We start from the raw sequence: 22,567 nt of genomic DNA on the forward strand, positions 1-22,567 counted from the left end.
ACCAGCCGCGGGGCGTGAAAGATTGCTTGCGGGTGTTGTCGGGTCTTACCGGTGTTCGCGTTGAGCAGTGCCGCGCCGGTGAGATCGCGCACCGCCCGCGCGGCGCATCGCTGTTCCCTCAAGGCGAACGCCCCAACTAATTATCTTTTTCATGCCCTGCCCGTCGGCCTGAGGATGGCCGCTGCCCGGCAACCCTGATAAAATCGCGCGCCTTCACAGACCACTGACGTTTCAGACCGCCGCCGCTTACCAGCCGGCCTTGGCCGTCATGGTCGTTTTTAAGAATCCCTCCCTCCTAAAGGCCTGGATCAATGAGCAAGCAACCCTCCCTGAGCTACAAGGACGCCGGTGTAGACATCGACGCCGGCGAAGCACTGGTCGAACGCATCAAGGGCGTGGCAAAACGCACCGCACGCCCTGAAGTCATGGGTGGCCTGGGTGGCTTCGGCGCCCTCTGCGAGATCCCGGCCGGCTACAAGCAGCCGGTGCTGGTCTCCGGAACCGACGGCGTCGGCACCAAGCTGCGCCTGGCACTGAACCTGAACAAGCACGACAGCATTGGCCAGGACCTGGTCGCCATGTGCGTCAACGACCTGGTCGTCTGCGGCGCCGAGCCGCTGTTCTTCCTCGACTACTATGCCACTGGCAAGCTGAACGTTGACGTGGCCGCCACCGTGGTCACCGGCATCGGCGCCGGTTGCGAACTGGCCGGCTGCTCGCTGGTCGGTGGTGAAACCGCCGAAATGCCAGGCATGTACGAAGGCGAAGACTACGACCTGGCCGGTTTCTGCGTAGGCGTGGTGGAAAAGGCCGAAATCATCGACGGCTCCAAGGTTGCCACCGGCGACGCGCTGATCGCCCTGCCGTCCTCGGGCCCGCACTCTAACGGCTACTCGCTGATCCGCAAGATCCTCGAAGTGTCGGCTACCGATATCGAGAACACCCAGCTGGACGGCAAGCCGCTGACCGACCTGCTGATGGCGCCGACCCGCATCTATGTCAAACCGCTGCTGCAGTTGATCAAGAACACCGGCGCAGTCAAGGCCATGGCCCACATCACCGGCGGCGGCCTGCTGGACAACATCCCGCGCGTACTGCCGAAAAACGCCCAGGCCGTGGTTGACGTGGCCAGCTGGCAGCGCCCAGCGGTGTTCGACTTCCTGCAGGAAAAAGGCAACGTAGACGAGCACGAAATGCACCGCGTACTGAACTGCGGTGTGGGCATGGTCATCTGCGTGGCTCAGGACCAGGTCGAAGCCGCCCTGAATGAACTGCGCGCCGCCGGTGAGCAACCCTGGGTCATCGGCCACATCGCCGAAGCCGCCGAAGGCGCTGCCCAGGTCGAGCTGCAGAACCTCAAGGCACACTGATGCCGAGCAAGACCTGCAATGTAGTGGTACTGCTGTCGGGCTCCGGCAGCAACCTGCAAGCCCTGATCGACAGCTGCCAAGGGCAGGACAGCCCGGTGCGTATCCGCGCGGTGGTTTCCAACCGCGCCGATGCCTTTGGCCTGCAGCGTGCTGCAACGGCCGGCATCGACAGCGTCGTGCTCGACCACACCCAGTTCGACGGCCGTGAAGCCTTCGATGCCGCGCTGATGGCGCGCATCGACGGCTTTGCCCCGGACCTGGTGGTGCTGGCCGGTTTCATGCGCATCCTCAGTGGCGACTTTGTGCGCCACTATCAGGGCCGCCTGCTCAACATTCACCCGTCGCTGCTGCCCAAGTACAAGGGCCTGCATACTCATCGCCGGGCATTGGAAGCTGGCGACGCCGAGCATGGCTGCAGCGTACACTTCGTGACTGAGGAACTCGATGGCGGCCCACTGGTCGTACAGGCTGTGGTACCGGTGGCGTCTGACGACACCGTCGAAAGCCTGGCACAGCGGGTACACCATCAGGAACACCTGATCTACCCACTGGCGGTGCGCTGGTTCGCTGAAGGGCGCTTGCGTCTTGGCGAACAGGGTGCATTACTGGACGGCCAGCCACTGGCGGCCAGCGGTCACTTGATTCGATCCTAGGAGAACTTATGCGTCGCGCCCTGCTCTTGGCTCTCGCCGTGCTCGCCCTGCCCCTCCAGGCAGCTGATCTGAAGCCCTTCTCGGCCAGCTACACCGCCGACTGGAAGCAACTGCCCATGAGCGGCACCGCCGAGCGCAGCCTGGTCAAAAATGGCAACGGTACCTGGGACCTTAACTTCAAGGCTTCCATGATGATCGCCAGCCTGACCGAGCAAAGCACCCTGCGCCTGGAGAACGACACCCTGCTGCCGCAGAAGTACCACTTCGAGCGTGGCGGCCTGGGCAAGGCCAAGAAGGTCGACCTGAACTTCGACTGGAGCACCAAGAAGGTCACCGGCAGTGACCGTGGCGATGCCGTCAGCCTGCCACTGAACCGCGGTGTACTGGACAAGTCCTCCTACCAATTGGCCCTGCAGCACGACGTAGCCGCTGGCAAGAAGAGCATGACCTACCAGGTGGTCGACGGCGATGAGATCGACACCTACGACTTCCGCGTGCTGGGCACCGAAAAGGTCACCACCAAGACCGGCCAGGTCGATGCAGTGAAGGTCGAGCGCGTGCGCGATCCAAGCCAGAGCAAGCGCATCACCGAGCTGTGGTTTGCCAAGAACTGGGACTACCTGCTGGTGCAACTGCGCCAGGTGGAGACCGATGGCAAGGAGTACGTGATCGTGCTGCAGGATGGCACGGTCGATGGCAAGCCGGTGAAGGGCAACTGATCCGGCACTGCCTGCAACACCTGAAGCCCCGCCCAGTGCGGGGCTTTTCTTTGCTGCGAAGAGACCCGCCCAGGCAACATACCTCCCAGCTTCATGAAACTTGTTTCATGCCTGTTTTACTTACTTAGTCTGCTAACAAACTCTATAAAGAAGGTGTGCGACACACTGTCGCAGCCATCTTGAAGAAGTGGAGTTTACCGATGACTGTCCAAGTAACCGAACGCGACGAATCGAGAATGTCCCACGAAGGCCTGGCCGCTGGCGTGCGGATCTGGGATGTGTACCAACAAGGCCAACTGGTGGGCATGTTCCATAATGAACACGAAGCACACCAATACCGCGTAGAACTTGAAGACCTGGAAAACCAGCGCGCCACGCAATGACCCAACCTTCAAAGGGAAAACCCCGCCAAGGCGGGGTTTTCGTGTTTACCACATCAGATCATCAGGAATCTTGTAAGCCGCGTACGGGTCGTCTTCGTCCGCTTCCTCGACATGGCTGTTGAGCAGCAGAATACGGTCGGGGTCGCGTTCCTGGATCTTCAATGCGGCCTCACGGGGGATAACCTCGTAACCACCGGCATGGGCTACCACGGCCAGTGCACCATTGCTCAGCTTGGTACGCATGAGGGCGTTGACGGCAATGCGCTTGACCTTCTTGTCGTCGACGAAGTTGTAGTAATCCTCGGTGTTCAGCTTGGGCAGGCGAGTGGCCTCGATCAGTTGCTTGACCTGCGCGGCACGGGCCTTCTGCTCGGCCTTTTCCTGCTGCTGGCGGTTCAGTTCCTGGTCACGCCTGGCTTTTTCAGCCATGGCTTCCTTGGCCATGCGCTGCTGGCTGTCGTCGACTTCGACCTGGCCTTTGTGCTCCATGCGCTTCTGTTTCTTTTCAGCTTTGTTGGTCTGCGAGACCTGTTTCTGGTTGACCAGACCGGCTTTGAGCAATTGGTCGCGAAGGGAAAGGCTCATGAATACTCACTCACTTATGCAACAGCTCAGCCGCAGCTGGGCAGGTTCTTTTCCTGACGTTTGGCTTCCCCCCAAAGGGCATCCAGCTCGTCAAGGTCACAATCTTCAATGGGGCGGCCACTGTCGCGCAATGCCTGTTCGATAAAACGGAAACGTCGTTCGAACTTGCGATTGGCGCGGCGCAGGGCATGCTCCGGGTCCTGCTGAAGGTGGCGTGCCAGGTTGACGGCGGCGAACAGCAGATCACCCACTTCATCTTCAAGGGCATCGACATCACCGTCGGCCATGGCCTGCAGCACTTCATCAAGCTCTTCGCGGACCTTGTCCAGCACCGGCAAGGCCGCTGGCCAGTCGAAACCGACCGTGGCCGCGCGCTTTTGCAGTTTGGCTGCCCGCGACAGCGCCGGCAAGGCTGCCGGAACGTCGTCGAGTAGCGAAAGCTGTTCAGGCTGGCTTTTTTCCGCGCGCTCTTCGGCCTTGATTTCTTCCCACCGCGACTTGACCTGGGCATCGCTCAAGGCGGGGGTATCCACCGGCGCGTACAGCTCGCCAGTGGGGAATACATGCGGGTGGCGGCGGATAAGCTTGCGGGTGATGCTGTCGACCACGCCATCGAACTCGAAACGCCCCTCCTCCCGGGCCAGCTGGCTGTAATAGACCACCTGGAACAGCAAGTCGCCCAGCTCACCTTGCAGGTGCTCGAAATCGCCGCGTTCGATGGCGTCGGCGACCTCGTAGGCCTCTTCGAGGGTGTGCGGGACGATGCTGGCGTAGTTCTGCTTCAGGTCCCACGGGCAGCCGTACTGCGGGTCGCGCAGGCGGGCCATGAGATGCAGCAGGTCGTCAAGGGTGTAGGTCATACAGGCAGGTCCTTCGGTGGTGGCCTCTTCGCGGGCTTGCCCGCTCCCACAGGTACGGTGCAGATTTCGAAACCTGCATCCATCCTGTGGGAGCGGGCAAGCCCGCGAAGCTGGCGCCACGGTCTCAAGGGGTACGATTACGCCGCGTCTCGATGATGTTCGGCAACTGCGAGATCCGCCCCAGCAGGCGTCCCAGCGCGTCCAGGCCGGGGATCTCGATGGTCAGCGACATCAGCGCGGTGTTGTCTTCCTTGTTCGAACGGGTGTTCACCGCCAGCACGTTGATCTTCTCGTTCAACAGCACCTGCGACACATCGCGCAGCAGACCCGGGCGATCGTAGGCACGGATGACGATGTCGACCGGGTAGGTCTGCACCGGGATCGGCCCCCAGCTCACCTGGATCATGCGCTCTGGCTCCTTGCCCGCCAGCTGCAGTACCGAGGCGCAGTCCTGGCGATGAATGCTCACGCCACGGCCCTGGGTGATGTAACCGACAATGGCATCGCCCGGTAGCGGCTGGCAGCAGCCGGCCATTTGTGTCAGCAGATTGCCGACACCCTGGATCTGAATGTCGCCACGCTTGCCGGTACGCGGCCCGGTAGGCTTGCGCGGCACCAGTTCGATCTGCTCGATACGCTCGGGCTCCAGCAACTGCTGGGCAGCGTTGACCAGATGAGCCAGGCGCAAGTCACCAGCACCGAGCGCGGCAAACATGTCCTCGGCAGTCTTGACGTTGGTCTTCTCGGCCAAACGCTCGAAATCAACCTGCGGCAGGCCCAGACGACTGAGCTCGCGCTCAAGCAAGGTCTTGCCGGCTGCAACGTTCTGGTCGCGAGCCTGCAGCTTGAACCAGTGGACGATCTTGGCCCGCGCCCGCGAGGTGGTGACGTAGCCCAGGTTGGAGTTCAACCAGTCACGGCTGGGGTTGCCGTGCTTGCTGGTGATGATCTCCACCTGCTCGCCAGTCTGCAGGCTGTAGTTCAGCGGCACGATACGGCCGTTGATCTTGGCGCCGCGGCAGTTGTGGCCGATCTCGGTGTGCACGCGGTAAGCGAAGTCCAGTGGCGTGGCGCCCTTGGGCAGGTCGATGGCGTGGCCGTCGGGCGTGAACACATAAACCCGGTCAGGCTCGATGTCGACCCGCAACTGCTCGGCCAGGCCACCGATGTCGCCCAGCTCTTCGTGCCATTCCAGCACCTGGCGCAACCAGGAAATCTTCTCTTCGTAGTGGTTGGAGCTGGGCTTGACGTCGGTGCCCTTGTAGCGCCAGTGCGCACATACCCCAAGTTCGGCCTCTTCATGCATGCCGTGGGTGCGGATCTGCACCTCCAGCACCTTGCCCTCGGGGCCGATTACCGCAGTGTGCAACGAGCGGTAGCCGTTCTCCTTGGGGTTGGCGATGTAGTCGTCGAACTCCTTGGGAATATGCCGCCACAAGGTGTGCACGATGCCCAGCGCGGTGTAGCAGTCGCGGATTTCCGGCACCAGCACGCGCACCGCACGCACGTCGTAGATCTGGCTGAACTCCAGGCCTTTGCGCTGCATCTTGCGCCAGATCGAATAGATATGTTTCGCCCGCCCACTGATGTCGGCATTTACGCCAGTGGCGAGCAACTCGTTCTGCAGCTGGGTCATCACGTCGCTGATGAAGCGCTCGCGGTCCAGCCGCCGCTCATGCAACAGCTTGGCGATCTGCTTGTACTGGTCGGGCTCCAGGTAGCGGAAGGAGAGGTCTTCCAGCTCCCACTTGATGTGACCGATACCCAAGCGGTGCGCGAGCGGCGCATAGATGTCGAACACTTCACGCGCGACGCGCAGGCGTTTCTCGTCGTCGGCGGACTTGACCGCACGGATTGCGCACGTGCGTTCGGCCAGCTTGATCAGTGCCACGCGCACGTCGTCGACCATGGCCACCAGCATCTTGCGCAGGTTCTCGACCTGCGCCTGCGAGCCCAGCACCAGCGACTGTCGCGGGCTGAGGCTGGCACTGATGGCGGCCATGCGCAGCACGCCGTCGATCAGCTTGGACACCACCGGGCCAAAACACTGGCTGACCTCGGCGAGGGTGACCTTGCCCTCGCGCACCGAACGGTAGATGACCGCAGCCACCAGGGAGTCCTGGTCGAGCTTGAGGTCAGCCAGAATTTCGGCGATTTCCAGGCCAGCCTGGAAGCTGGACGTACCATCCGCCCAGGAATGCTTGGCCGGGTTGCCCTTTTTCTCTACCTCAAGAGCAAACTCGCAGGCTTCTTTCAGCGCTGCGCGATCCAGTGCCGAATCGACGCTTACCACATGGTCCAACCATGCTTCGAGATTGATACTGCCGTCTGTGTTGACCGGCTGGTGCACTCTCACCTGTACCATCTTTGTTTTACCTTTCCATGCAGCACACCATACGGGTGTGCTGGCGATCACCGTGCGGCCGCCCTTCCGTGGCAACCGCACCAAGGGGCCAGTCAGCTAGCCCGCTTCGAATAACGCCATGGCCTCGACATGCGCCGTCTGAGGAAACATGTCGAGAATCCCGGCCCTTTTTAACCGGTACCCCTGGCCGACCAGCACTTGGGCGTCTCTCGCCAGCGTGGCCGGGTTGCACGATACGTAGACCAGCCTTCTGGCCTTGAGGCGGGCGATGCCTTGCACCACCTCGAAAGCACCGTCGCGCGGTGGATCCAAGAGTACCGCAGAAAAGCCCTCGGCGGCCCATCCGGTGCCTGCCAAAGGCTGCGATAAATCGGCCTGAAAAAACCGTGCGTTATGCACATTGTTGTTCCGGGCATTGGCCGCGGCCCGATCGACCATGGCCTGCACACCTTCCACTGCCACCACCTCACGCGCCTGGCGAGCCAGCGGCAGGGCAAAGTTGCCCAGACCGCAGAACAAGTCCAGCACACGCTCGTCGGCCTGTGGCGCGAGCCAGGCCAAGGCCTGCTCGATCATCGCGGTATTGACCTGGGCATTCACCTGCACGAAGTCGCCCGGGCGCCAGGCCAGCTCCAACTGCCAAGGTGCCAGGGCAAAGCCCAACTGCGCAGCAGGGTCCACGGGCGCCGGCTCAGCTTCGCCTTGCAGCCACAGCTGGGCATTGGCCTGCTCGCAGAACGCTTGCAGCCTGGCCTGGTCCTCAGCCGGCAACGGCATGACGTGGCGCACCAGAACCGCCTCGGTGGTGCCACTGAACAGCTCCACATGGCCCAGCGCCTGCGGTTTGCTCAACGAGCGCAGCACAGTCGGCAAGTGGCGCAGAATCGACTGCAAGGGCTGTACCAGCACGGCACAATCGTCGATGGCAATGATGTCCTGGCTGGCTTCGGCGCGGAAGCCCACCTCCAGTTGACGCGCCTTGACGTCCCAGCGCACGGCCACACGGGCCCGGCGCCGGTAGCCAAATTCCGGCCCGCTCAGGGGTGTGGCCCATTCCTCGGGTTGCACGCCGGCCACCCGCTGCAACTGCTCGGCGAGGGTGCGCTGCTTCAGCGCCAGTTGCGCTTCGTGCGGCAGGTGCTGCAGATTGCAGCCACCGCAGCGGTCGTAGTAGCGACATGGCGCCTCACGGCGCTCGGGCCCGGCCTGCAGCAACCGCTCCAGGCGGGCTTCGACCACTTTGCCACGGGCGTTGAGCACCCGCGCCTCCACGGCTTCACCGGCCAAAGCACCGCTGACGAACCAGGTACGCCCGTCGAGGAAGGCGATGCCACGGCCGTCACCGGCCAGGCGCTCGATGTCCAGGCGCTGCTTCTTGCCCACGGGGACCTGTGGGGTGCGATTACCGCCGGCCGGCTGGAAGCGCAGGCCGCTGTTGCTTTTTTTCTTGGACATTTAGCGTGGATCAAACAGGCCAGTGGACAGATAACGGTCGCCGCGGTCGCAAATGATCGCAACCATCACGGCATTTTCCACTTCGCGGGACAGGCGCAACATGGCCGCGACCGCACCACCAGAAGACACGCCGCAGAAAATGCCCTCTTCACGCGCAAGGCGACGGGTGGTGTCTTCGGCTTCCTGCTGCGACATGTCGACCACGCGGTCGACGCGGGTGGCGTCGAAGATTTTCGGCAGGTATTCCTCGGGCCAGCGGCGAATGCCCGGAATGGCCGAGCCTTCCATCGGTTGCAGGCCGATGATCTGCACCGCGGGGTTCTGTTCCTTGAGGTACTGCGAGCAGCCCATGATGGTACCGGTGGTACCCATGGAACTGACGAAGTGGGTAATGGTGCCCTGGGTCTGCTGCCAGATCTCCGGGCCGGTGCTGTTGTAGTGGGCGATCGGGTTGTCGCCGTTGGCGAACTGGTCGAGCACCAGGCCACGGCCTTCGGCCTGCAGCTTCTCGGCCAGGTCACGGGCGCCTTCCATACCCTCCTCCTTGGTCACCAGGATCAGCTCGGCGCCATAGGCCGTCATGGCGGCCTTGCGCTCGGCGGTGGAGTTGTCGGGCATGATCAGGATCATCTTGTAGCCCTTGATCGCCGCCGCCATCGCCAGGGCAATGCCCGTGTTGCCGGAGGTGGCTTCGATCAGGGTATCGCCCGGCTTGATCTGGCCCCGCAGTTCGGCGCGAGCGATCATCGACAGGGCCGGGCGGTCCTTCACCGAGCCGGCGGGATTGTTACCTTCGAGCTTGAGCAGGAGGGTATTGCTGGTTTCGCCAGCGATGCGCTGCAGGCGAACCAGTGGCGTATTGCCGACGCAATCGGCGATGGTTGGGTACTGCAAGGTCATGGGCGTATTTCGCAATCCGGACGGCGGGGGTGACTATCATACCGGCAAACCCTTCGCGGCCATATCACGCAATCTGTAGTGCATATAGCTACAAGCTATAACGGTGTGACATGTGCTGGCCTCTTCGCGGGTAAACCCGCGCCTACGGGGATCCGCTAGCCTGTAGGAGCGGGTTTACCCGCGAAGAGGCCGGCACATGCAACGGCAACTTCATCCACAAGCGCAACCCGCGTTTGCCATTCTGCGCCCACAAGGTCCCGCCCTGGCGCTGAATGGCACTGCGGGCGATGCTCAAGCCCAGACCGAAGCCCCCATCCCCCGGCCGAGAACCGTCCAGCCGCGAGAACGGCGCGAAGATCCGTTCCAGGTCTTCTTCAGCGACACCGCCACCCTCATCCTCAAGCCACAACCACCAATAGCTACCCTCACGCTGCCCACCCAGCCGCACCACACCCTCGGCCGGCGAGTGACGAATGGCATTGCGCAACATGTTCTCCAGCGCCTGAGCCAGGTGGTTGAGGTTGCCCTGCACCCAGCAGTCGGCCGGCACCTCGCAGCGCAGTTGTGCAGGCGACCAGCCACTCTCATAGCTGGCATTCTCGGCCAGCAACTCCCACAAGGCGTGGACCTCGATCGGCTCCAGGTTCATCGGCGCACGCTCGGCGTCCTGCCAGGCCAGTTGCAGGGTTTCTTCGACCAGTTGCTGCATGCAGTCCACTTCACGAATCAGGCGATCACGCAGACGCTGCAGGTCGGGTTCACCATCGCAGGCAACCCGCAGCCGGCTCAGCGGCGTACGCATTTCGTGGGACAGGTCGCGCAGCAACTGCTGCTGCATAGCCACCGTGCCTTGCAGCCGCTCGGCCATCTGGTCAAAGGCACGCGCCAGTTCGCCCAGCTCGTCATGCCGGGCGATGGTGCGCGAGTCCAGGCGGGCCGACAGCTGATCGGCCCGCCAGGCATTGGCCTGTTCGCGAAGTTGATTCAGCGGCACGATCAACATGCGGTACAGGCCTATACACAACAGCAAAGTGAACAGCCCCGGAATGATGCCGTTGGTGACGATGCGCCACAGCAAGCGGTGCTGGCCCGGATTGAAGCGCTGCGGCAGTTCGATCACCAGCATCCCCTGCTCCGGCGCGCCCGGGAACGGTATGCGCACCCACGGCTGGTCGATGCTGCGCCGACTCATGGGCCAATCGACACCCCGCAGGCGTGTCAGACGCTGCATGATCTGTGGGTTGAGTGTGGCGTTGTCGAGCGGGCGCAGGCTGATGTCGAGCACGCCCACCCAGCCCCGTTCGCGCTGATGCATGGCCGCCACCCACTGGTCCAGCCCTACCCGCCCGCCGCTGCGCCAAGCCTGTTCAGCTTCGGCGGCATAACCTCGCAAGGTCTGCCGTGCCGGCTGCGAGAGGAAGGCATTCTGGGTTTCCATGTGCCGGCCCCAGGTGTAACTGAGGCCGATCATCAGCAGGCAGAAGCCCACCAGCAAGATGGCCAGCTTCCAGAACAGCGAATGGCGGTCGAGCATGGTTCACTCCGCCTCGCTGGCACTGAGCACGTAACCCTTGCCCCACACGGTGCGGATCTGACGTTCGTGATAACCAATGCCCTTGAGCTTGCGGCGGATCTGGCTGACGTGCATGTCCAGGCTGCGGTCATGCCGTGAATAGCCGCGCTGCAACACCTGCTGGTACAGGAACGGCTTGCTGAGGACCTCGTCGAGGTTGCGGTTGAGGATGTCCAGCAGGCGGTATTCGCTGGGGGTCAGGCCCGCCAAGCGGTTATCCAGGCACACGTCACACAGCCCCTCGTCGAACTGCAGCTCGCCGCCGTTGGCTGGTTCCAGCGAGCCTTGATGTCGCCGTTCCAGAGCCACGCGGCGCAGAATCGCCTCGATGCGCACCTGCAACTCGGCCATGCTGAATGGCTTGGGCAGGTAATCGTCGGCGCCGCGCTGAAAGCCGCTGATACGGTCGGCCTCGGCACCCAGCGCCGACATCAGGATTACCGGCGTGGCGCTGCGCCTGCGCAATTGCGCCAAGGCGTCCAGCCCGTCAAGCCCGGGCAGCAGGATGTCCATGAGCACAACATCGAAAGCCTGGCGGCCAGCCGTTTCCAGACCCTCCAGGCCATTGCGGCACCAGGTGACCTGGAAGCCGCCGCGCTGCAGCTCTTCTTGCAGATAGGCGCCAAGAACCGGGTCGTCCTCGATGGCAAGGATGTTGGAGTTGTAAATAGCTACAGGATTCATTGGCAACTGCCACTAATTCTCAATTGAGCGATTATTGAGTATTCGCCACCTGCCAGGCAACCGCGCTGCGACCAATACCCCGGCAACAGCGCATGACACATACTAAAGAGATGCAATGGTGCGGCAGGCGGAGTAACTTCGCGGCTTGGCCGTTACCACTTGACGGCATCCAGGCACATCAGAGGAGGCGAGTGTGCTCGATCGTTTGGGAATCCGCAGCCGGGTCCTGCTGCTGGCACTGCTACCGGCCGGCTTGATGGCCCTGGTACTGGGTAGCTATTTCACCTGGCTGCAACAGAACGACCTGCGCACCCAGCTGTTGCAGCGCGGCAAAATGATCGCCGAACAACTGGCGCCACTGGCCGCACCCGCCATGGCCCGGCTCGCGCCTGCGCAACTGGAGAGAATTGCCGCACAAACCCTGGAGCAGGCCGATGTGCGCGCAGTTGCGTTTCTGGCCCCAGACCGTACGCGCTTGGCCCACGCAGGCCCGAGCATGCTCAACCTGCCGCCCAGCGGCGGTACCGGCACCCAACTCCTGCAACGCAGTGGCAACGACGCCACCCGCTACCTGATGCCAGTGTTCGGCCACCACCGTGACCTGGCCACCGACGCCGTGCCGGCCGAAGCCGATCGTCTGCTGGGCTGGGTAGAGATCGAGTTGTCGCACGACGGCACGCTGCTGCGCGGCTACCGCAACCTGTTCACCAGCCTGTTGCTGATCCTCGCCTGCCTGGCACTCAGTGGCCTGCTGGCGCTGCGCATGAGCCGCACCATCAACGACCCCATCGAACGCATCAAGCACGCGGTCAATCAGCTCAAGGACGGCCACCTCGAAGAACGCCTGCCAACCATGGGCAGCCATGAGCTGGACGAACTTGCCCACGGCATCAACCGCATGGCCGAAACCCTGCAAAACGCCCACGAAGAACTGCAGCACAGCATCGACCAGGCCACCGAAGACGTGCGCCAGAACCTGGAAACCATCGAAATCCAGAACATCGAACTGGACATGGCGCGCAAAGAGGCACTTGAGGCCAGCCGCATCAAGTCGGAGTTCCTGGCCAACATGAGCCACGAAATCCGCACCCCGCTCAACGGCATCCTCGGCTTTACCCACCTGCTGCAAAAAAGCGAGATGACACCGCGCCAGCTCGACTACCTGAACACCATCGAGAAATCTGCTGACAACTTGCTGGGGATCATCAACGAGATCCTCGATTTCTCCAAGATCGAGGCCGGCAAGCTGGTGCTCGACAGCATACCGTTCAACCTGCGTGACCTGATCCAGGACACCCTGACCATCCTCGCTCCGGCCGCCCACGCCAAGCAGCTGGAATTGCTGAGCCTGATCTACCGTGACACGCCTGCTTCGCTGATTGGCGACCCATTGCGGCTCAAGCAGATCCTCACCAACCTGGTCAGCAACGCCATCAAGTTCACCCGAGAAGGCACCATCGTCGTGCGCGCCATGCTGGAAGACGAGCACGAAGACTGCGCGCAGTTGCGCATCAGCGTGCAGGACACCGGCATCGGCCTGTCACCACAAGATGTGCGCACGCTATTCCAGGCCTTCAGCCAGGCTGACAACTCACTGGCCCGTCAGCCCGGCGGCACCGGTCTGGGGCTGGTGATTTCCAAGCGCCTGATCGAACAGATGGGCGGCGAGATCGGCGTCGACAGTACCCCGGGCGAAGGATCGCAGTTCTGGATCAGCCTCAACCTGCCCAAGGCTCATGACGATGTCGAAGCGCTGCCACCGCAGCCGTTGCTTGGCCGCCGAGCCGCCATTGTCGATGGCCACGAACTGGCACGCCAGGCGCTGGAGCACCAGTTGGAAGACTGCGGCCTCAGCGTGAGCCTGTTCGGCTCCTACGACCAGTTGCTGCAAGGGGTACAGGCCGCCAGCCAGGCCGGCCTGCCGTTCGAGTTCGCGGTGCTCGGGGCTAACCTGGGTAACCTGTCGCCCGAGCAACTGGGCCATTATCACCAGCAGCTCGAGCGTTACCACTGCCAATGCGTGGTGTTGTGCCCGACCACCGAACAGGCGCTTTACCACCCATACCTGCCCAACGGCCATGGCCAGTTGCTGTCCAAGCCGACCTGCACCCGCAAGCTGAGGCGTCTCTTGCTGGAACTGGTGCAACCACGCCGCCCGCTGGCCGATGTCAACAGCGCCAATGGCCAGCGCCGACCGAAAATACTCTGCGTCGACGACAATGCCGCCAACCTGCTGCTGGTAAAAACCCTGCTCGAAGACTTGGGTGCCGAGGTACTGGCCGTCAACAATGGTTATGCGGCGGTACAGGCCGTGCAGGACGAGCTGTTCGACCTGGTGCTGATGGATGTGCAAATGCCCGGCATGGACGGCCGCGCCTGCACGGAACAGATCCGCCTGTGGGAGAACACCCAAAGCGGCAACCCGCTGCCGATCGTCGCCCTCACGGCCCATGCCATGGCCAACGAAAAACGTGCGTTATTGCACAGCGGCATGGACGACTACCTGACCAAACCGATCAGCGAACGGCAACTGGCCCAGGTAGTGATGAAGTGGACCGGCCTGAGCCTGGGCACACCGCAGCAGGCGCAGGCCGAGCTACTGACCAACGGCGACGAACTGAAGGTACTCGACCCCGAAGAGGGCCTGCGCCTGGCCGCTGGCAAGGCAGATCTGGCGGCTGACATGCTGAGCATGCTGCTGGCCTCGTTGGATATGGACCGCGAAGCCATACGCGCCGCCCGCGCAGCGGATGACCGCAATGGCCTGATCGAGCAAGTCCACCGTCTGAACGGGGCCTCACGCTATTGCGGGGTGCCGCAGTTAAGGGCAGCGTGCCAGCGCAGCGAAACCTTGCTGAAGCAGGACAACCCGCAGGCGCAGCAGGCCCTGGATGAACTGGACAGCGCGATCAGCCGGCTGGCGGCACAGGCCAGATTGAGCGCTTGAGTCGATCCGGGCCACGCTGGGGATGCCTTGACAGGCAGCGCCCCACCCAAGACATGCATTGCAAAGGAGTTCCACCATGCGCGCCCTGTTGTTCAGCAGCCAGCACTACGACCAGGAAAGCTTCACCGAGGCTGCCCGCGGCACCTCCCTGGAGCTGCATTTCCAGCCCGCCCGCCTGACTCTCGACACCGCCGCCCTGGCAGATGGTTTTGAGGTGGTCTGCGCCTTTATCAATGACGAACTCGGCGCGCCGGTGCTGCAGCGCCTGGCCGCAGCCGGTACGCGGTTGATCGCCCTGCGTTCAGCCGGCTACAACCACGTCGACCTGGCCGCCGCCCAGCACTTGGGCCTGACCGTGGTGCGGGTGCCGGCCTACTCGCCACACGCCGTTGCCGAGCATGCCGTGGCGCTCATCCTGGCACTCAACCGGCGTCTGCATCGGGCCTACAACCGCACTCGCGAAGGTGACTTCACCTTGCACGGGCTGACCGGCTTCGATCTGCACGGCAAAACCGTCGGGGTGGTCGGTACCGGCCAGATCGGTGCCGCCTTCGCCCGCATCATGGCCGGTTTCGGCTGCCAGTTGCTGGCGTACGACCCCTACCCCAACCCAGAGCTGCTGGCCCTTGGCGCCCGCTACATGCCCCTGCCCGAGCTGTTGCGCGAAGCCCGCATCATCAGCCTGCACTGCCCACTGACCGAGCACACTCGCCACCTGATCAATGCGCAAAGCCTGGCCCAGTTGCAGCCCGGCGCCATGCTGATCAACACCGGTCGCGGTGCGCTGGTCGACACCCCTGCGCTGATCGACGCACTGAAGAGCGGCCAGCTTGGCTACCTGGGCCTGGACGTCTACGAAGAAGAAGCCCAACTGTTCTTCGAGGACCGCTCCGACCTGCCCTTGCAAGACGATGTGCTGGCTCGGCTGCTGACCTTCCCCAACGTGATCATCACCGCCCACCAGGCTTTCCTCACCCGCGAGGCGCTGGATGCCATTGCCGCGACCACACTGGACAACATCAACCGCTGGGCGGCAGGCAATCCACAGAACCTGGTGATGGGTTAGTGCTAGGATACGCGGCATTTCTGGAGGACCCATGGTCGAACACGATTTTCGCTACACCCTTTTCAACCCGCAACACACCCTGATCGAGTGCCGCGCCTTGGTGCCGGGCCGCTATCAGGTCACTGGCAACGGCGGCTCGATGCACAAAGGCGACAGCCTGCTGGTGACGCTCAAGGGCAGCAAGGATTTGTCCATGCGCCTGACCGTGGAAAGCGTGCGCCACCTGATCAACCCACGCGGCCAGTGGGTTGCCGTGGCGAGCGGCCCGGTGTTCAACGAGCTGGAAATCCTCACCTGGCAGGTCGAATGCGATAACTGCGATGCGGTGCTGCGCTTCGAGTTCGCGGTAGACGCCAAGCTCGGCAAGGCAGCTCGTCAACCGGCGGCCAGCGCCCGTATTGCAGAGCTGGGCTGGGCCAGCCGTGGCGAAAAACACCTGTGCCCACGTTGCCAGGAGAGCGCCGAGTGAAAAATCTGCTGACCGGCGTGCTGATTGCAACCGGCCTGCTCGGCTGCGCCACAGAACCTTCCAAGCTGCAGCAGGAGCGCAGCTACGTGCTGGAGTGGATTGGCGAACGACCACTGATCGACTACAGCCACCTGACCTTGACCCTGGCCAGCGACGGCCGTGCCTATGGCAACGGCGGCTGCAACCACTGGTTTGCGCCTTACACGCTGGATGGCGAGCACCTCAGCTTCGGTAAGGTCGGCAAGACCCGCAAGCTGTGCGCACCCGCGCTGATGGAACAGGAAAAGCGCTTCCTGCAGGCGCTGGAAACGGTAGAGCGTTGGGATGTATCACCGGTGGAGCAGATACGCTTCTGGCCGGCCGAAGGCAAGCCGCTGCGCTTCTGGCCCGAGGAAGGCTGAGGATTGCCGGGGCCGCTTTGCGGCCCTTCGCGGGCACGCCCGCTCCCACAGTTCGTCATCCCCCTGTGGGAGCGGGCGTGCCCGCGAAGGACCGCAAACCGACCCCGAATGCATCAGGCGCCTTTCAGGGCCTTGATCTTGGCCTGCAACCCTTCCAGGGTCTGCTCGCCCATCAACTGCTCACGCACCTTGCCCTTGTCGTCAATGATGTAGGTCACCGGCAAGGCCTCGCTGCGCGGCAAGTCATAGCGCTCGGCCGGGTCCTGGGCCAGCACGGTGAAACCGATACCCAGGGTTTCGGCAGCCTGCTTCAGGTCCTGCCCCTGCAGGCCATCGAAGTTCACCCCCACCACCTTGACGCCATCAGCCGCCCACTGCTTGGCCGCTGCGTTCAGTTCCGGGATTTCGGTACGGCACGGCCCGCACCACTCAGCCCAGTAGTTGAGCACCAGCCAGTGCCCTTCGATCTGTTCGGCCTTAACCGTATTACCGTGTTGGTCCACGCCGTAATCGGCACCGCAACCACCGAGCAACAGGCTCGCGGTGATGGCCAGTACTGCTGCCAGACGCCTTGCCATGGGTCAATCCTTCTCGAGTTTTAAAGCAAATTGGTCAGTCGCTGCGGTTAGAATAGCCGCCACACCCAGCTGGATGCGACCCGACATGACTGACCTCACGCTCTATCATAACCCGCGCTGCTCGAAATCCCGCGGCGCCCTTGAACTGCTCGAAGCCCGCGGCCTGGCCCCGAACATCGTGCGCTACCTGGAAACCCCGCCCGACGCTGCCACCCTCAAGGCCCTGCTCGGCAAGCTGGGCATCGCCCCGCGCCAATTGCTGCGCAGCGGCGAGGACGAATATAAAACACTTAACCTGGCCGACCCGGCACTGACCGACGCGCAACTGATCGAGGCCATGGCCCAGCACCCCAAGCTGATCGAGCGGCCGATCCTGGTTGCCGGTGACAAGGCCGTGGTCGGTCGTCCGCCAGAAAAAGTGCTGGAGATCCTGCCGTGAGCACGCCCTACATCCTGGTGCTGTATTACAGCCGCCATGGAGCGACCAGCGAAATGGCCCGGCACATCGCCCGCGGTATCGAGCTGGCCGGCATGGAGGCACGCCTGCGCACGGTGCCCGCGATCTCCACCGAATGCGAAGCGGTGGCCCCGGATATTCCGGCCAGTGGCGCGCTGTACGCCAGCCTTGATGACCTGCGCCACTGCGCAGGCCTGGTACTGGGCAGCCCGACCCGGTTCGGCAACATGGCAGCGCCGCTCAAGTACTTCCTAGATGGCACCAGCAGCCTTTGGCTAGGCGGTGAGCTGGTCGGCAAACCGGCTGGCGTGTTCACCTCCACCGCCAGCCTGCACGGCGGCCAGGAAACGACTTTGCTGTCGATGATGCTGCCGCTGATGCACCACGGCATGTTGGTGATGGGCCTGCCCTACAGCGAGTCGGCACTGCTCGAGACCCGTGGCGGCGGCACGCCTTATGGCGCCAGCCACCACGCAGGCGCCGATGGCAAACGCGAACTCGACCCCCACGAAATCGCCCTGTGCCGCGCCTTGGGCCAACGCCTGGCAACCACGGCCAAGGCCCTGGAGGCCACGCGTGGCTAGAAAGCCCAAGGTATTGCCGCCGCTGCAATGGCTGGTACCACGCCTGCGCCTGACGCGGGCATTGAGCCTGGCATGCTTCTTCGGGCTGATCGCCTTGTTGGTGGTGAACAACCTGTGGTTCGCCAACCTGCATGGGGCCCGGGTCGAGGTGATTCTGGCGATCGAACTGGTGCCGTTGCTGTTACTGCTGCCAGGCATGCTGAAAGGCAGCGCGCGGGCGCATGCCTGGACCTGCTTCGTGGTGAATATCTATTTCATCAAGGGCGTGCTGGCGGCGTTCGACCCGGCCCGGGCGGTATTCGGCTGGCTTGAAGTGCTGGTGAGCCTGGGGTTGTTCATTGCCGGGCTACTGTACGTGCGCTGGAAGTTCCAGCATGAGCGGCGCGTGGCGGGCGAAGGGAGTTAGATTTTTCGCGGGCACGCCCGCTGCCACAGGAATCGCACCGCACTTAAGGCCTGTGCAGTACCTGTGGGAGCGGCGTGCCCGCGAATGGGAGCAACACAAGACTCAATGGTTGACGGTATGCGCCAGCATCACTGACAACTGGCACAGCGGCCGCCCGCTCTCTGCATGCCACTGGTTGAACGCCTGCTGCACCAAAGCCAGGTCACGCTGGCTGGTCGGCTGCTTGTCGATCACTTTCTGCGCAATCAACGCCGCCGCCATGTCATCGGTCGGGATGAACGTGTCCTTGCCGACCATGCGCAAAAACCGTGGCGCCGACAACCCGCCCAACTGGTTGCCGTGCTTGGCCAGGTACTTCCACAAGCCGACAATGTCGGTCACTGGCCAGTCGGCGATGAATGCCCCAAAACTGCCATGCGCCTTGGCGATATCCAGCACCATTTGCGCATTGCGCGGCACGCTCTTGAGCTTGCCCAGGTGGCGAATGATGCGCTCGTCGGGCATCAGCCGCTCCAGATGCTCGGCGCCCATCAACACCACTTTCTCCGGATCGAAGCCGAAGAACACCTGCTCGAACGCCGGCCACTTGGCATCCACCAGGCTGTGCTTGAGCCCCGCGCGAAACACCCGCAGGGCCAGCGTCGACAGGTAGCGGTCGTCACTGATGTCGCGCAGTTGCGCCGGCGTGCGCGGCTGCGGCAGGAAAGCCTCCAGCGCCTGGGCCGAGCCAAAGCGGTTCAGGCAGTACTCATGCAACCACTGGTAATCGCGCATAGGCTCAGATGTTCAGCACGTCGAGGAAACGCGGGGTAGCGTTTTCGTCGATTTTCAGACTGGTGAAGTCAAACAGGTTCCGGTCGGCCAACTGCGACGGTGCCACGTTCTGCAGGGCGCGGAAGATGCTCTCTGTACGGCCCGGGTGCTTGCGTTCCCACTCCACCAGCATGTCCTTGACCACCTGGCGCTGCAGGTTTTCCTGCGAGCCGCACAGGTTGCACGGGATAATCGGGAATTCCTTCATGTCCGAGTAGGCCTGGATGTCCTTCTCGCTGCAGTAGGCCAGCGGGCGGATCACCACGTTGCGGCCGTCGTCGGCACGCAGCTTCGGCGGCATGCCCTTGAGGGCGCCGTTGAAGAACATGTTGAGGAAGAAGGTTTCGACGATGTCGTCGCGATGATGCCCCAGCGCCATCTTGGTAGCGCCAATTTCGTCGGCAAAGGTGTACAGGGTACCGCGGCGCAGGCGCGAACACAGCGAGCAAGTGGTCTTGCCTTCGGGTACCAGCTCCTTTACCACCGAGTAGGTATCCTTCTCGACGATGTGGTATTCGACCCCCAGTTCCTTGAGGTACGCCGGCAATACGTGCTCAGGGAAGCCCGGCTGTTTCTGGTCCATGTTCACCGCCACGATCTCGAACGTGATCGGTGCCACCTTCTGCAGGTGCAACAGAACGTCGAGCATGGTGTAGCTGTCCTTGCCGCCGGACAGGCAGACCATGACCTTGTCGCCATCCTCGATCATGTTGTAGTCGGTGATGGCTTCGCCGGCGAGACGACGCAGGCGTTTTTGCAGTTTGTTCTGGTTGACCGAGAGGGTGCCCATAGCGCTTGAATCCGCGAGGTGTGACAAAAGCCGGCTATTTTACGCACAAACGCAGCATCGCTGTAGGCATTCCGATAAAGACTTCAATGTAATCAACAGCACCGCTTACAGCGCAATTTGCTCTAAAAAGCCCGGTTTATGCGGGCAACGGCTTCCTATACTGCCACATAAGGCCACATTACCGCTTGCATCGGTGTTAGGGCCTCGGGCCGCTTGCGCTCCATGTGGGGGGCGTTTGGCAACATTGAGAGGAGTGATCGGCATGATTCATCACGTTGTGGGGCTGTTTACCCATCCCGATCAGGAATGGCGGGAAATTCGTGGCGAAGAAGAAACCATCAGCCACATGTACCTGACGCACACCCTGATCCTCGCGGCGATTCCTGCCGTTTCGGCGTTTATCGGCACAACCCAGGTGGGCTGGGTGATCGGTGACCGGCCGGCAGTGATGCTGACCATGGAAAGCGCTGTCTGGATGAGCATCATGTCATACCTGGCCATGCTCGCCGGGGTGGCGGTAATGGGCGCTTTCATCCACTGGATGGCCCGCACCTACGATGCCAACCCGTCCATGGCGCAATGCATCGCCTTTGCCACCTACACCGCCACACCCTTGTTTATCGGCGGCCTGGCGGCGCTTTACCCGCACCTGTGGCTGGGCATGCTGATCGGCACAGCTGCCATCTGCTACACGGTATACCTGCTGTATGTCGGCTTGCCGACGTTCATGAACATACCATCGGATGAAGGCTTCCTGTTCTCCAGCTCAGTGCTGGCAGTAGGCTTGGTGGTACTGGTGGCAATCATGGCGGCTACCGTCATTATCTGGGGATTGGGCGTGGGGCCCGTCTACACCAACTAGAACAGACTGAACCAACACTGGGGCATCAACCAGGGGCCGCCGCAAGGCGGCTTCTGGCTGTGCGCTGACCGGTGACTCGGCAAGCCACCTGCGCTTGCGGCATAATGCCTGGCTAGGAGAACCGCCCCGCCATGCCCGAGCAGCTCAAACAACGCGTCGAAACCTGCTACCAGCAAGCCGAAGCCTTTTTCAAACGCCGCTTCCCGCGCCCGGAAGTCAGCTTCAAACTACGCGGGCAAAAAGCCGGCGTCGCCCACCTGCACGAGAATCTGCTGCGCTTCAACCTGCAGCTCTACCGCGAAAACCAGGAAGACTTCCTGCGCCAGACCGTGGCCCATGAAGTGGCGCACCTGGTTGCCCACCAACTGTTTGGCGACCGCATCCAGGCCCACGGTGAAGAGTGGCAGTTGATCATGCGCGGGGTGTATGAGCTGCCGCCCAATCGTTGCCACAACTATGACGTGCAACGGCGCGCAGTGACCCGCTACATCTACCGCTGCCCATGCCCGAAAAGCGACTTCCCGTTTACCGCGCAGCGGCACAAGCTGGTGCACCAGGGGCGGCGATACCTGTGCAAGCGGTGCCGGGAAGTTCTGGTGTACAGCGGCGAGACGCGGGTCGAATAGACCGGGTTTGCCAGCACCGGCCCCTTCGCGGGCAAGCCCGCTCCTACAGCGTTCGTACAATTCCCGAGACGTGCGCTGCACCTGTAGGAGCGGGTTTACCCGCGAAAGGGCCGGAACAGGCAATGCACAAATCCCAGGCATAAGAAAGGCGACCCGAGAGTCGCCTTCCTGAACCAATCTGCGCCTTACTTCTCGACGAAGGCACGCTCGATCAGGTAGTCACCCGGCTCGCGCATGCGCGGGGAGATCTTCAGGCCGAAGCTGTCCAGCACTTCGCTGGTCTCGTCGAGCATGCTCGGGCTGCCACAGATCATCGCGCGGTCGTCTTGCGGGTTGATCGGCGGCAGGCCGATGTCGCTGAACAGCTTGCCGCTGCGCATCAGGTCGGTCAGACGGCCCTGGTTTTCGAACGGCTCGCGGGTCACGGTCGGGTAGTAGATCAGCTTGTCGCGAACCGACTCACCGAAGAACTCGTTCTGCGGCAGGTGCTCGGTGATGAACTCGCGGTAGGCCACTTCGTTCACGTAGCGCACGCCATGCACCAGGATCACTTTCTCAAAGCGCTCGTAGGTTTCCGGGTCCTGGATGACGCTCATGAACGGCGCCAGGCCAGTGCCGGTGCTCAGCAGGTACAGGTGCTTGCCAGGATTCAGGTCGTCAAGTACCAAGGTGCCGGTAGGCTTCTTGCTGATGATGATCTCATCGCCTTCCTTCAGGTGTTGCAGCTGCGAGGTCAGCGGGCCGTCCGGCACCTTGATGCTGAAGAATTCAAGGTGCTCTTCCCAGTTCGGCGAAGCGATGGAGTAGGCACGCATGAGCGGACGGCCGCTTTCCTGCTGCAGGCCGATCATCACGAACTGACCGTTCTCGAAGCGCAGGCCCGGGTCGCGGGTGCACTTGAAGCTGAACAGGGTGTCGTTCCAGTGGTGCACACTGAGGACACGTTCGTGGTTCATGTTGCTCATCGATGGGGCTCCTGAAGAAAAACGCGCGCGCAAAGCGCACAGTTGCGCAATAGTTT

General features: G+C 62.6%; 24 protein-coding genes. 13 read left to right on the top strand and 11 right to left on the bottom strand.

What is annotated here, in order from left to right; translation table 11 throughout:
* Nucleotides 1-311 precede the first annotated feature (311 nt).
* From purM to INQ47_RS07305, 4 genes are all read left to right on the top strand, one after another.
* Entirely contained in the window at nucleotides 312-1,370 is a 1,059-nt protein-coding gene (purM, locus tag INQ47_RS07290; RefSeq protein ID WP_003252437.1) for a phosphoribosylformylglycinamidine cyclo-ligase, read from the top strand.
* Nucleotides 1,370-2,023, top strand: a complete 654-nt coding sequence (gene purN / locus INQ47_RS07295; protein WP_252459412.1) for a phosphoribosylglycinamide formyltransferase — start codon at nucleotides 1,370-1,372, stop codon at nucleotides 2,021-2,023. The genes purM and purN overlap by 1 nt, the downstream gene beginning before the upstream one ends.
* An 8-nt stretch (nucleotides 2,024-2,031) precedes the next feature.
* Nucleotides 2,032-2,742, top strand: coding sequence for a DUF3108 domain-containing protein (locus tag INQ47_RS07300; protein WP_252459413.1), 711 nt, complete (start codon nucleotides 2,032-2,034; stop codon nucleotides 2,740-2,742).
* A 200-nt stretch (nucleotides 2,743-2,942) separates the two neighbouring features.
* On the top strand, nucleotides 2,943-3,125 hold the full coding sequence (locus INQ47_RS07305) for a hypothetical protein (protein WP_003252431.1): 183 nt from the start codon (nucleotides 2,943-2,945) through the stop codon (nucleotides 3,123-3,125).
* 45 nt (nucleotides 3,126-3,170) lie between these two features.
* On the opposite strand, the gene INQ47_RS07310 is transcribed toward INQ47_RS07305, so the two are convergent.
* The 7 genes from INQ47_RS07310 to INQ47_RS07340 form a co-directional block, all read right to left on the bottom strand.
* Nucleotides 3,171-3,710 carry a DUF2058 domain-containing protein gene (locus tag INQ47_RS07310; RefSeq protein ID WP_252459416.1) on the bottom strand — a complete coding sequence of 180 codons (540 nt, stop codon included), beginning with the start codon at nucleotides 3,708-3,710 and terminating at the stop codon, nucleotides 3,171-3,173.
* A 26-nt stretch (nucleotides 3,711-3,736) separates the two neighbouring features.
* Nucleotides 3,737-4,570 (bottom strand): nucleoside triphosphate pyrophosphohydrolase, encoded by an 834-nt coding sequence (gene mazG / locus INQ47_RS07315; protein ID WP_252459417.1) that lies wholly within the window; start codon nucleotides 4,568-4,570, stop codon nucleotides 3,737-3,739.
* Between the two features lie 124 nt (nucleotides 4,571-4,694).
* The gene (gene relA, locus INQ47_RS07320) at nucleotides 4,695-6,935 is read right to left on the bottom strand and encodes a GTP diphosphokinase (RefSeq protein WP_021782534.1); all 2,241 of its coding nucleotides are present in this window, start codon (nucleotides 6,933-6,935) and stop codon (nucleotides 4,695-4,697) included.
* Nucleotides 6,936-7,031: 96 nt separating this feature from the next.
* Complete coding sequence (rlmD, locus tag INQ47_RS07325; RefSeq protein ID WP_252459419.1) at nucleotides 7,032-8,390, bottom strand: 23S rRNA (uracil(1939)-C(5))-methyltransferase RlmD; 1,359 nt, start codon at nucleotides 8,388-8,390, stop codon at nucleotides 7,032-7,034.
* The gene (gene cysM / locus INQ47_RS07330) at nucleotides 8,391-9,290 is read right to left on the bottom strand and encodes a cysteine synthase CysM (protein ID WP_010952713.1); all 900 of its coding nucleotides are present in this window, start codon (nucleotides 9,288-9,290) and stop codon (nucleotides 8,391-8,393) included.
* Between the two features lie 142 nt (nucleotides 9,291-9,432).
* The gene (locus INQ47_RS07335; protein WP_404701421.1) at nucleotides 9,433-10,824 is read right to left on the bottom strand and encodes a histidine kinase sensor domain-containing protein; all 1,392 of its coding nucleotides are present in this window, start codon (nucleotides 10,822-10,824) and stop codon (nucleotides 9,433-9,435) included.
* A gap of 3 nt (nucleotides 10,825-10,827) precedes the next feature.
* Nucleotides 10,828-11,547 carry a response regulator transcription factor gene (locus tag INQ47_RS07340; RefSeq protein WP_252459421.1) on the bottom strand — a complete coding sequence of 240 codons (720 nt, stop codon included), beginning with the start codon at nucleotides 11,545-11,547 and terminating at the stop codon, nucleotides 10,828-10,830.
* Between the two features lie 193 nt (nucleotides 11,548-11,740).
* Between INQ47_RS07340 and INQ47_RS07345 the strand changes: the two genes are divergently transcribed.
* The 4 genes from INQ47_RS07345 (at nucleotide 11,741) to INQ47_RS07360 (ending at nucleotide 16,430) form a co-directional block, all read left to right on the top strand.
* A complete protein-coding gene (locus INQ47_RS07345) occupies nucleotides 11,741-14,494 on the top strand; it encodes a response regulator (RefSeq protein ID WP_404701422.1) in 2,754 nt (917 codons plus the stop codon).
* Nucleotides 14,495-14,570: 76 nt separating this feature from the next.
* On the top strand, nucleotides 14,571-15,560 hold the full coding sequence (locus INQ47_RS07350; RefSeq protein WP_404701423.1) for a 2-hydroxyacid dehydrogenase: 990 nt from the start codon (nucleotides 14,571-14,573) through the stop codon (nucleotides 15,558-15,560).
* Between the two features lie 31 nt (nucleotides 15,561-15,591).
* Nucleotides 15,592-16,029: a hypothetical protein gene (locus tag INQ47_RS07355; RefSeq protein WP_404701424.1), complete on the top strand. Its 438-nt coding sequence runs from the start codon at nucleotides 15,592-15,594 to the stop codon at nucleotides 16,027-16,029.
* The gene (locus tag INQ47_RS07360; protein ID WP_021782541.1) at nucleotides 16,026-16,430 is read left to right on the top strand and encodes an META domain-containing protein; all 405 of its coding nucleotides are present in this window, start codon (nucleotides 16,026-16,028) and stop codon (nucleotides 16,428-16,430) included. Before INQ47_RS07355 ends, INQ47_RS07360 begins: the two co-directional genes overlap by 4 nt.
* A 113-nt stretch (nucleotides 16,431-16,543) precedes the next feature.
* Here INQ47_RS07360 and INQ47_RS07365 read toward each other — a convergent pair whose 3' ends face one another.
* Nucleotides 16,544-17,008: a peroxiredoxin family protein gene (locus INQ47_RS07365; RefSeq protein WP_010952706.1), complete on the bottom strand. Its 465-nt coding sequence runs from the start codon at nucleotides 17,006-17,008 to the stop codon at nucleotides 16,544-16,546.
* Nucleotides 17,009-17,093: 85 nt separating this feature from the next.
* Between INQ47_RS07365 and arsC the strand changes: the two genes are divergently transcribed.
* From arsC to INQ47_RS07380, 3 genes are read left to right on the top strand one after another with little or no spacing between them, the layout of a single operon-like run.
* Nucleotides 17,094-17,447 carry an arsenate reductase (glutaredoxin) gene (gene arsC / locus INQ47_RS07370; RefSeq protein WP_252459424.1) on the top strand — a complete coding sequence of 118 codons (354 nt, stop codon included), beginning with the start codon at nucleotides 17,094-17,096 and terminating at the stop codon, nucleotides 17,445-17,447.
* On the top strand, nucleotides 17,444-18,049 hold the full coding sequence (gene wrbA / locus INQ47_RS07375) for an NAD(P)H:quinone oxidoreductase (RefSeq protein ID WP_404701425.1): 606 nt from the start codon (nucleotides 17,444-17,446) through the stop codon (nucleotides 18,047-18,049). Before arsC ends, wrbA begins: the two co-directional genes overlap by 4 nt.
* Nucleotides 18,042-18,455, top strand: a complete 414-nt coding sequence (locus INQ47_RS07380) for a DUF2069 domain-containing protein (protein ID WP_252459426.1) — start codon at nucleotides 18,042-18,044, stop codon at nucleotides 18,453-18,455. The genes wrbA and INQ47_RS07380 overlap by 8 nt, the downstream gene beginning before the upstream one ends.
* Nucleotides 18,456-18,557: 102 nt before the next feature.
* On the opposite strand, the gene INQ47_RS07385 is transcribed toward INQ47_RS07380, so the two are convergent.
* Nucleotides 18,558-19,229: a DNA-3-methyladenine glycosylase I gene (locus tag INQ47_RS07385; protein WP_404701426.1), complete on the bottom strand. Its 672-nt coding sequence runs from the start codon at nucleotides 19,227-19,229 to the stop codon at nucleotides 18,558-18,560.
* Nucleotides 19,230-19,233: 4 nt separating this feature from the next.
* Nucleotides 19,234-20,058 (bottom strand): tRNA 2-thiocytidine(32) synthetase TtcA, encoded by an 825-nt coding sequence (gene ttcA / locus INQ47_RS07390; protein WP_014592121.1) that lies wholly within the window; start codon nucleotides 20,056-20,058, stop codon nucleotides 19,234-19,236.
* A gap of 262 nt (nucleotides 20,059-20,320) precedes the next feature.
* Between ttcA and INQ47_RS07395 the strand changes: the two genes are divergently transcribed.
* The gene (locus INQ47_RS07395) at nucleotides 20,321-20,920 is read left to right on the top strand and encodes a Yip1 family protein (protein WP_103443838.1); all 600 of its coding nucleotides are present in this window, start codon (nucleotides 20,321-20,323) and stop codon (nucleotides 20,918-20,920) included.
* 131 nt (nucleotides 20,921-21,051) lie between these two features.
* Complete coding sequence (locus tag INQ47_RS07400) at nucleotides 21,052-21,546, top strand: SprT family zinc-dependent metalloprotease (RefSeq protein WP_252459427.1); 495 nt, start codon at nucleotides 21,052-21,054, stop codon at nucleotides 21,544-21,546.
* A gap of 185 nt (nucleotides 21,547-21,731) precedes the next feature.
* Here the strand turns inward: INQ47_RS07400 and fpr are convergent, their stop codons facing one another.
* Complete coding sequence (gene fpr, locus INQ47_RS07405; RefSeq protein ID WP_004375483.1) at nucleotides 21,732-22,511, bottom strand: ferredoxin-NADP reductase; 780 nt, start codon at nucleotides 22,509-22,511, stop codon at nucleotides 21,732-21,734.
* Nucleotides 22,512-22,567 lie beyond the last annotated feature (56 nt).

Origin of the sequence: Pseudomonas sp. 3HC3, from assembly GCF_044904505.1 — a bacterium.
Lineage (GTDB): Bacteria > Pseudomonadota > Gammaproteobacteria > Pseudomonadales > Pseudomonadaceae > Aquipseudomonas > Aquipseudomonas putida_Y.

What these genes read in the sequence shown, in the direction of transcription:
- purM (WP_003252437.1), top strand. Translation starts at nt 312, where the DNA reads ATGAGCAAGCAACCCTCCCTGAGCTACAAGGACGCCGGTGTAGACATC.
- purN (WP_252459412.1), top strand. Translation starts at nt 1,370, where the DNA reads ATGCCGAGCAAGACCTGCAATGTAGTGGTACTGCTGTCGGGCTCCGGC.
- INQ47_RS07300 (WP_252459413.1), top strand. Translation starts at nt 2,032, where the DNA reads ATGCGTCGCGCCCTGCTCTTGGCTCTCGCCGTGCTCGCCCTGCCCCTC.
- INQ47_RS07305 (WP_003252431.1), top strand. Translation starts at nt 2,943, where the DNA reads ATGACTGTCCAAGTAACCGAACGCGACGAATCGAGAATGTCCCACGAA.
- INQ47_RS07310 (WP_252459416.1), bottom strand. Translation starts at nt 3,710, where the DNA reads ATGAGCCTTTCCCTTCGCGACCAATTGCTCAAAGCCGGTCTGGTCAAC.
- mazG (WP_252459417.1), bottom strand. Translation starts at nt 4,570, where the DNA reads ATGACCTACACCCTTGACGACCTGCTGCATCTCATGGCCCGCCTGCGC.
- relA (WP_021782534.1), bottom strand. Translation starts at nt 6,935, where the DNA reads ATGGTACAGGTGAGAGTGCACCAGCCGGTCAACACAGACGGCAGTATC.
- rlmD (WP_252459419.1), bottom strand. Translation starts at nt 8,390, where the DNA reads ATGTCCAAGAAAAAAAGCAACAGCGGCCTGCGCTTCCAGCCGGCCGGC.
- cysM (WP_010952713.1), bottom strand. Translation starts at nt 9,290, where the DNA reads ATGACCTTGCAGTACCCAACCATCGCCGATTGCGTCGGCAATACGCCA.
- INQ47_RS07335 (WP_404701421.1), bottom strand. Translation starts at nt 10,824, where the DNA reads ATGCTCGACCGCCATTCGCTGTTCTGGAAGCTGGCCATCTTGCTGGTG.
- INQ47_RS07340 (WP_252459421.1), bottom strand. Translation starts at nt 11,547, where the DNA reads ATGAATCCTGTAGCTATTTACAACTCCAACATCCTTGCCATCGAGGAC.
- INQ47_RS07350 (WP_404701423.1), top strand. Translation starts at nt 14,571, where the DNA reads ATGCGCGCCCTGTTGTTCAGCAGCCAGCACTACGACCAGGAAAGCTTC.
- INQ47_RS07355 (WP_404701424.1), top strand. Translation starts at nt 15,592, where the DNA reads ATGGTCGAACACGATTTTCGCTACACCCTTTTCAACCCGCAACACACC.
- INQ47_RS07365 (WP_010952706.1), bottom strand. Translation starts at nt 17,008, where the DNA reads ATGGCAAGGCGTCTGGCAGCAGTACTGGCCATCACCGCGAGCCTGTTG.
- arsC (WP_252459424.1), top strand. Translation starts at nt 17,094, where the DNA reads ATGACTGACCTCACGCTCTATCATAACCCGCGCTGCTCGAAATCCCGC.
- INQ47_RS07385 (WP_404701426.1), bottom strand. Translation starts at nt 19,229, where the DNA reads ATGCGCGATTACCAGTGGTTGCATGAGTACTGCCTGAACCGCTTTGGC.
- ttcA (WP_014592121.1), bottom strand. Translation starts at nt 20,058, where the DNA reads ATGGGCACCCTCTCGGTCAACCAGAACAAACTGCAAAAACGCCTGCGT.
- INQ47_RS07395 (WP_103443838.1), top strand. Translation starts at nt 20,321, where the DNA reads ATGATTCATCACGTTGTGGGGCTGTTTACCCATCCCGATCAGGAATGG.
- INQ47_RS07400 (WP_252459427.1), top strand. Translation starts at nt 21,052, where the DNA reads ATGCCCGAGCAGCTCAAACAACGCGTCGAAACCTGCTACCAGCAAGCC.
- fpr (WP_004375483.1), bottom strand. Translation starts at nt 22,511, where the DNA reads ATGAGCAACATGAACCACGAACGTGTCCTCAGTGTGCACCACTGGAAC.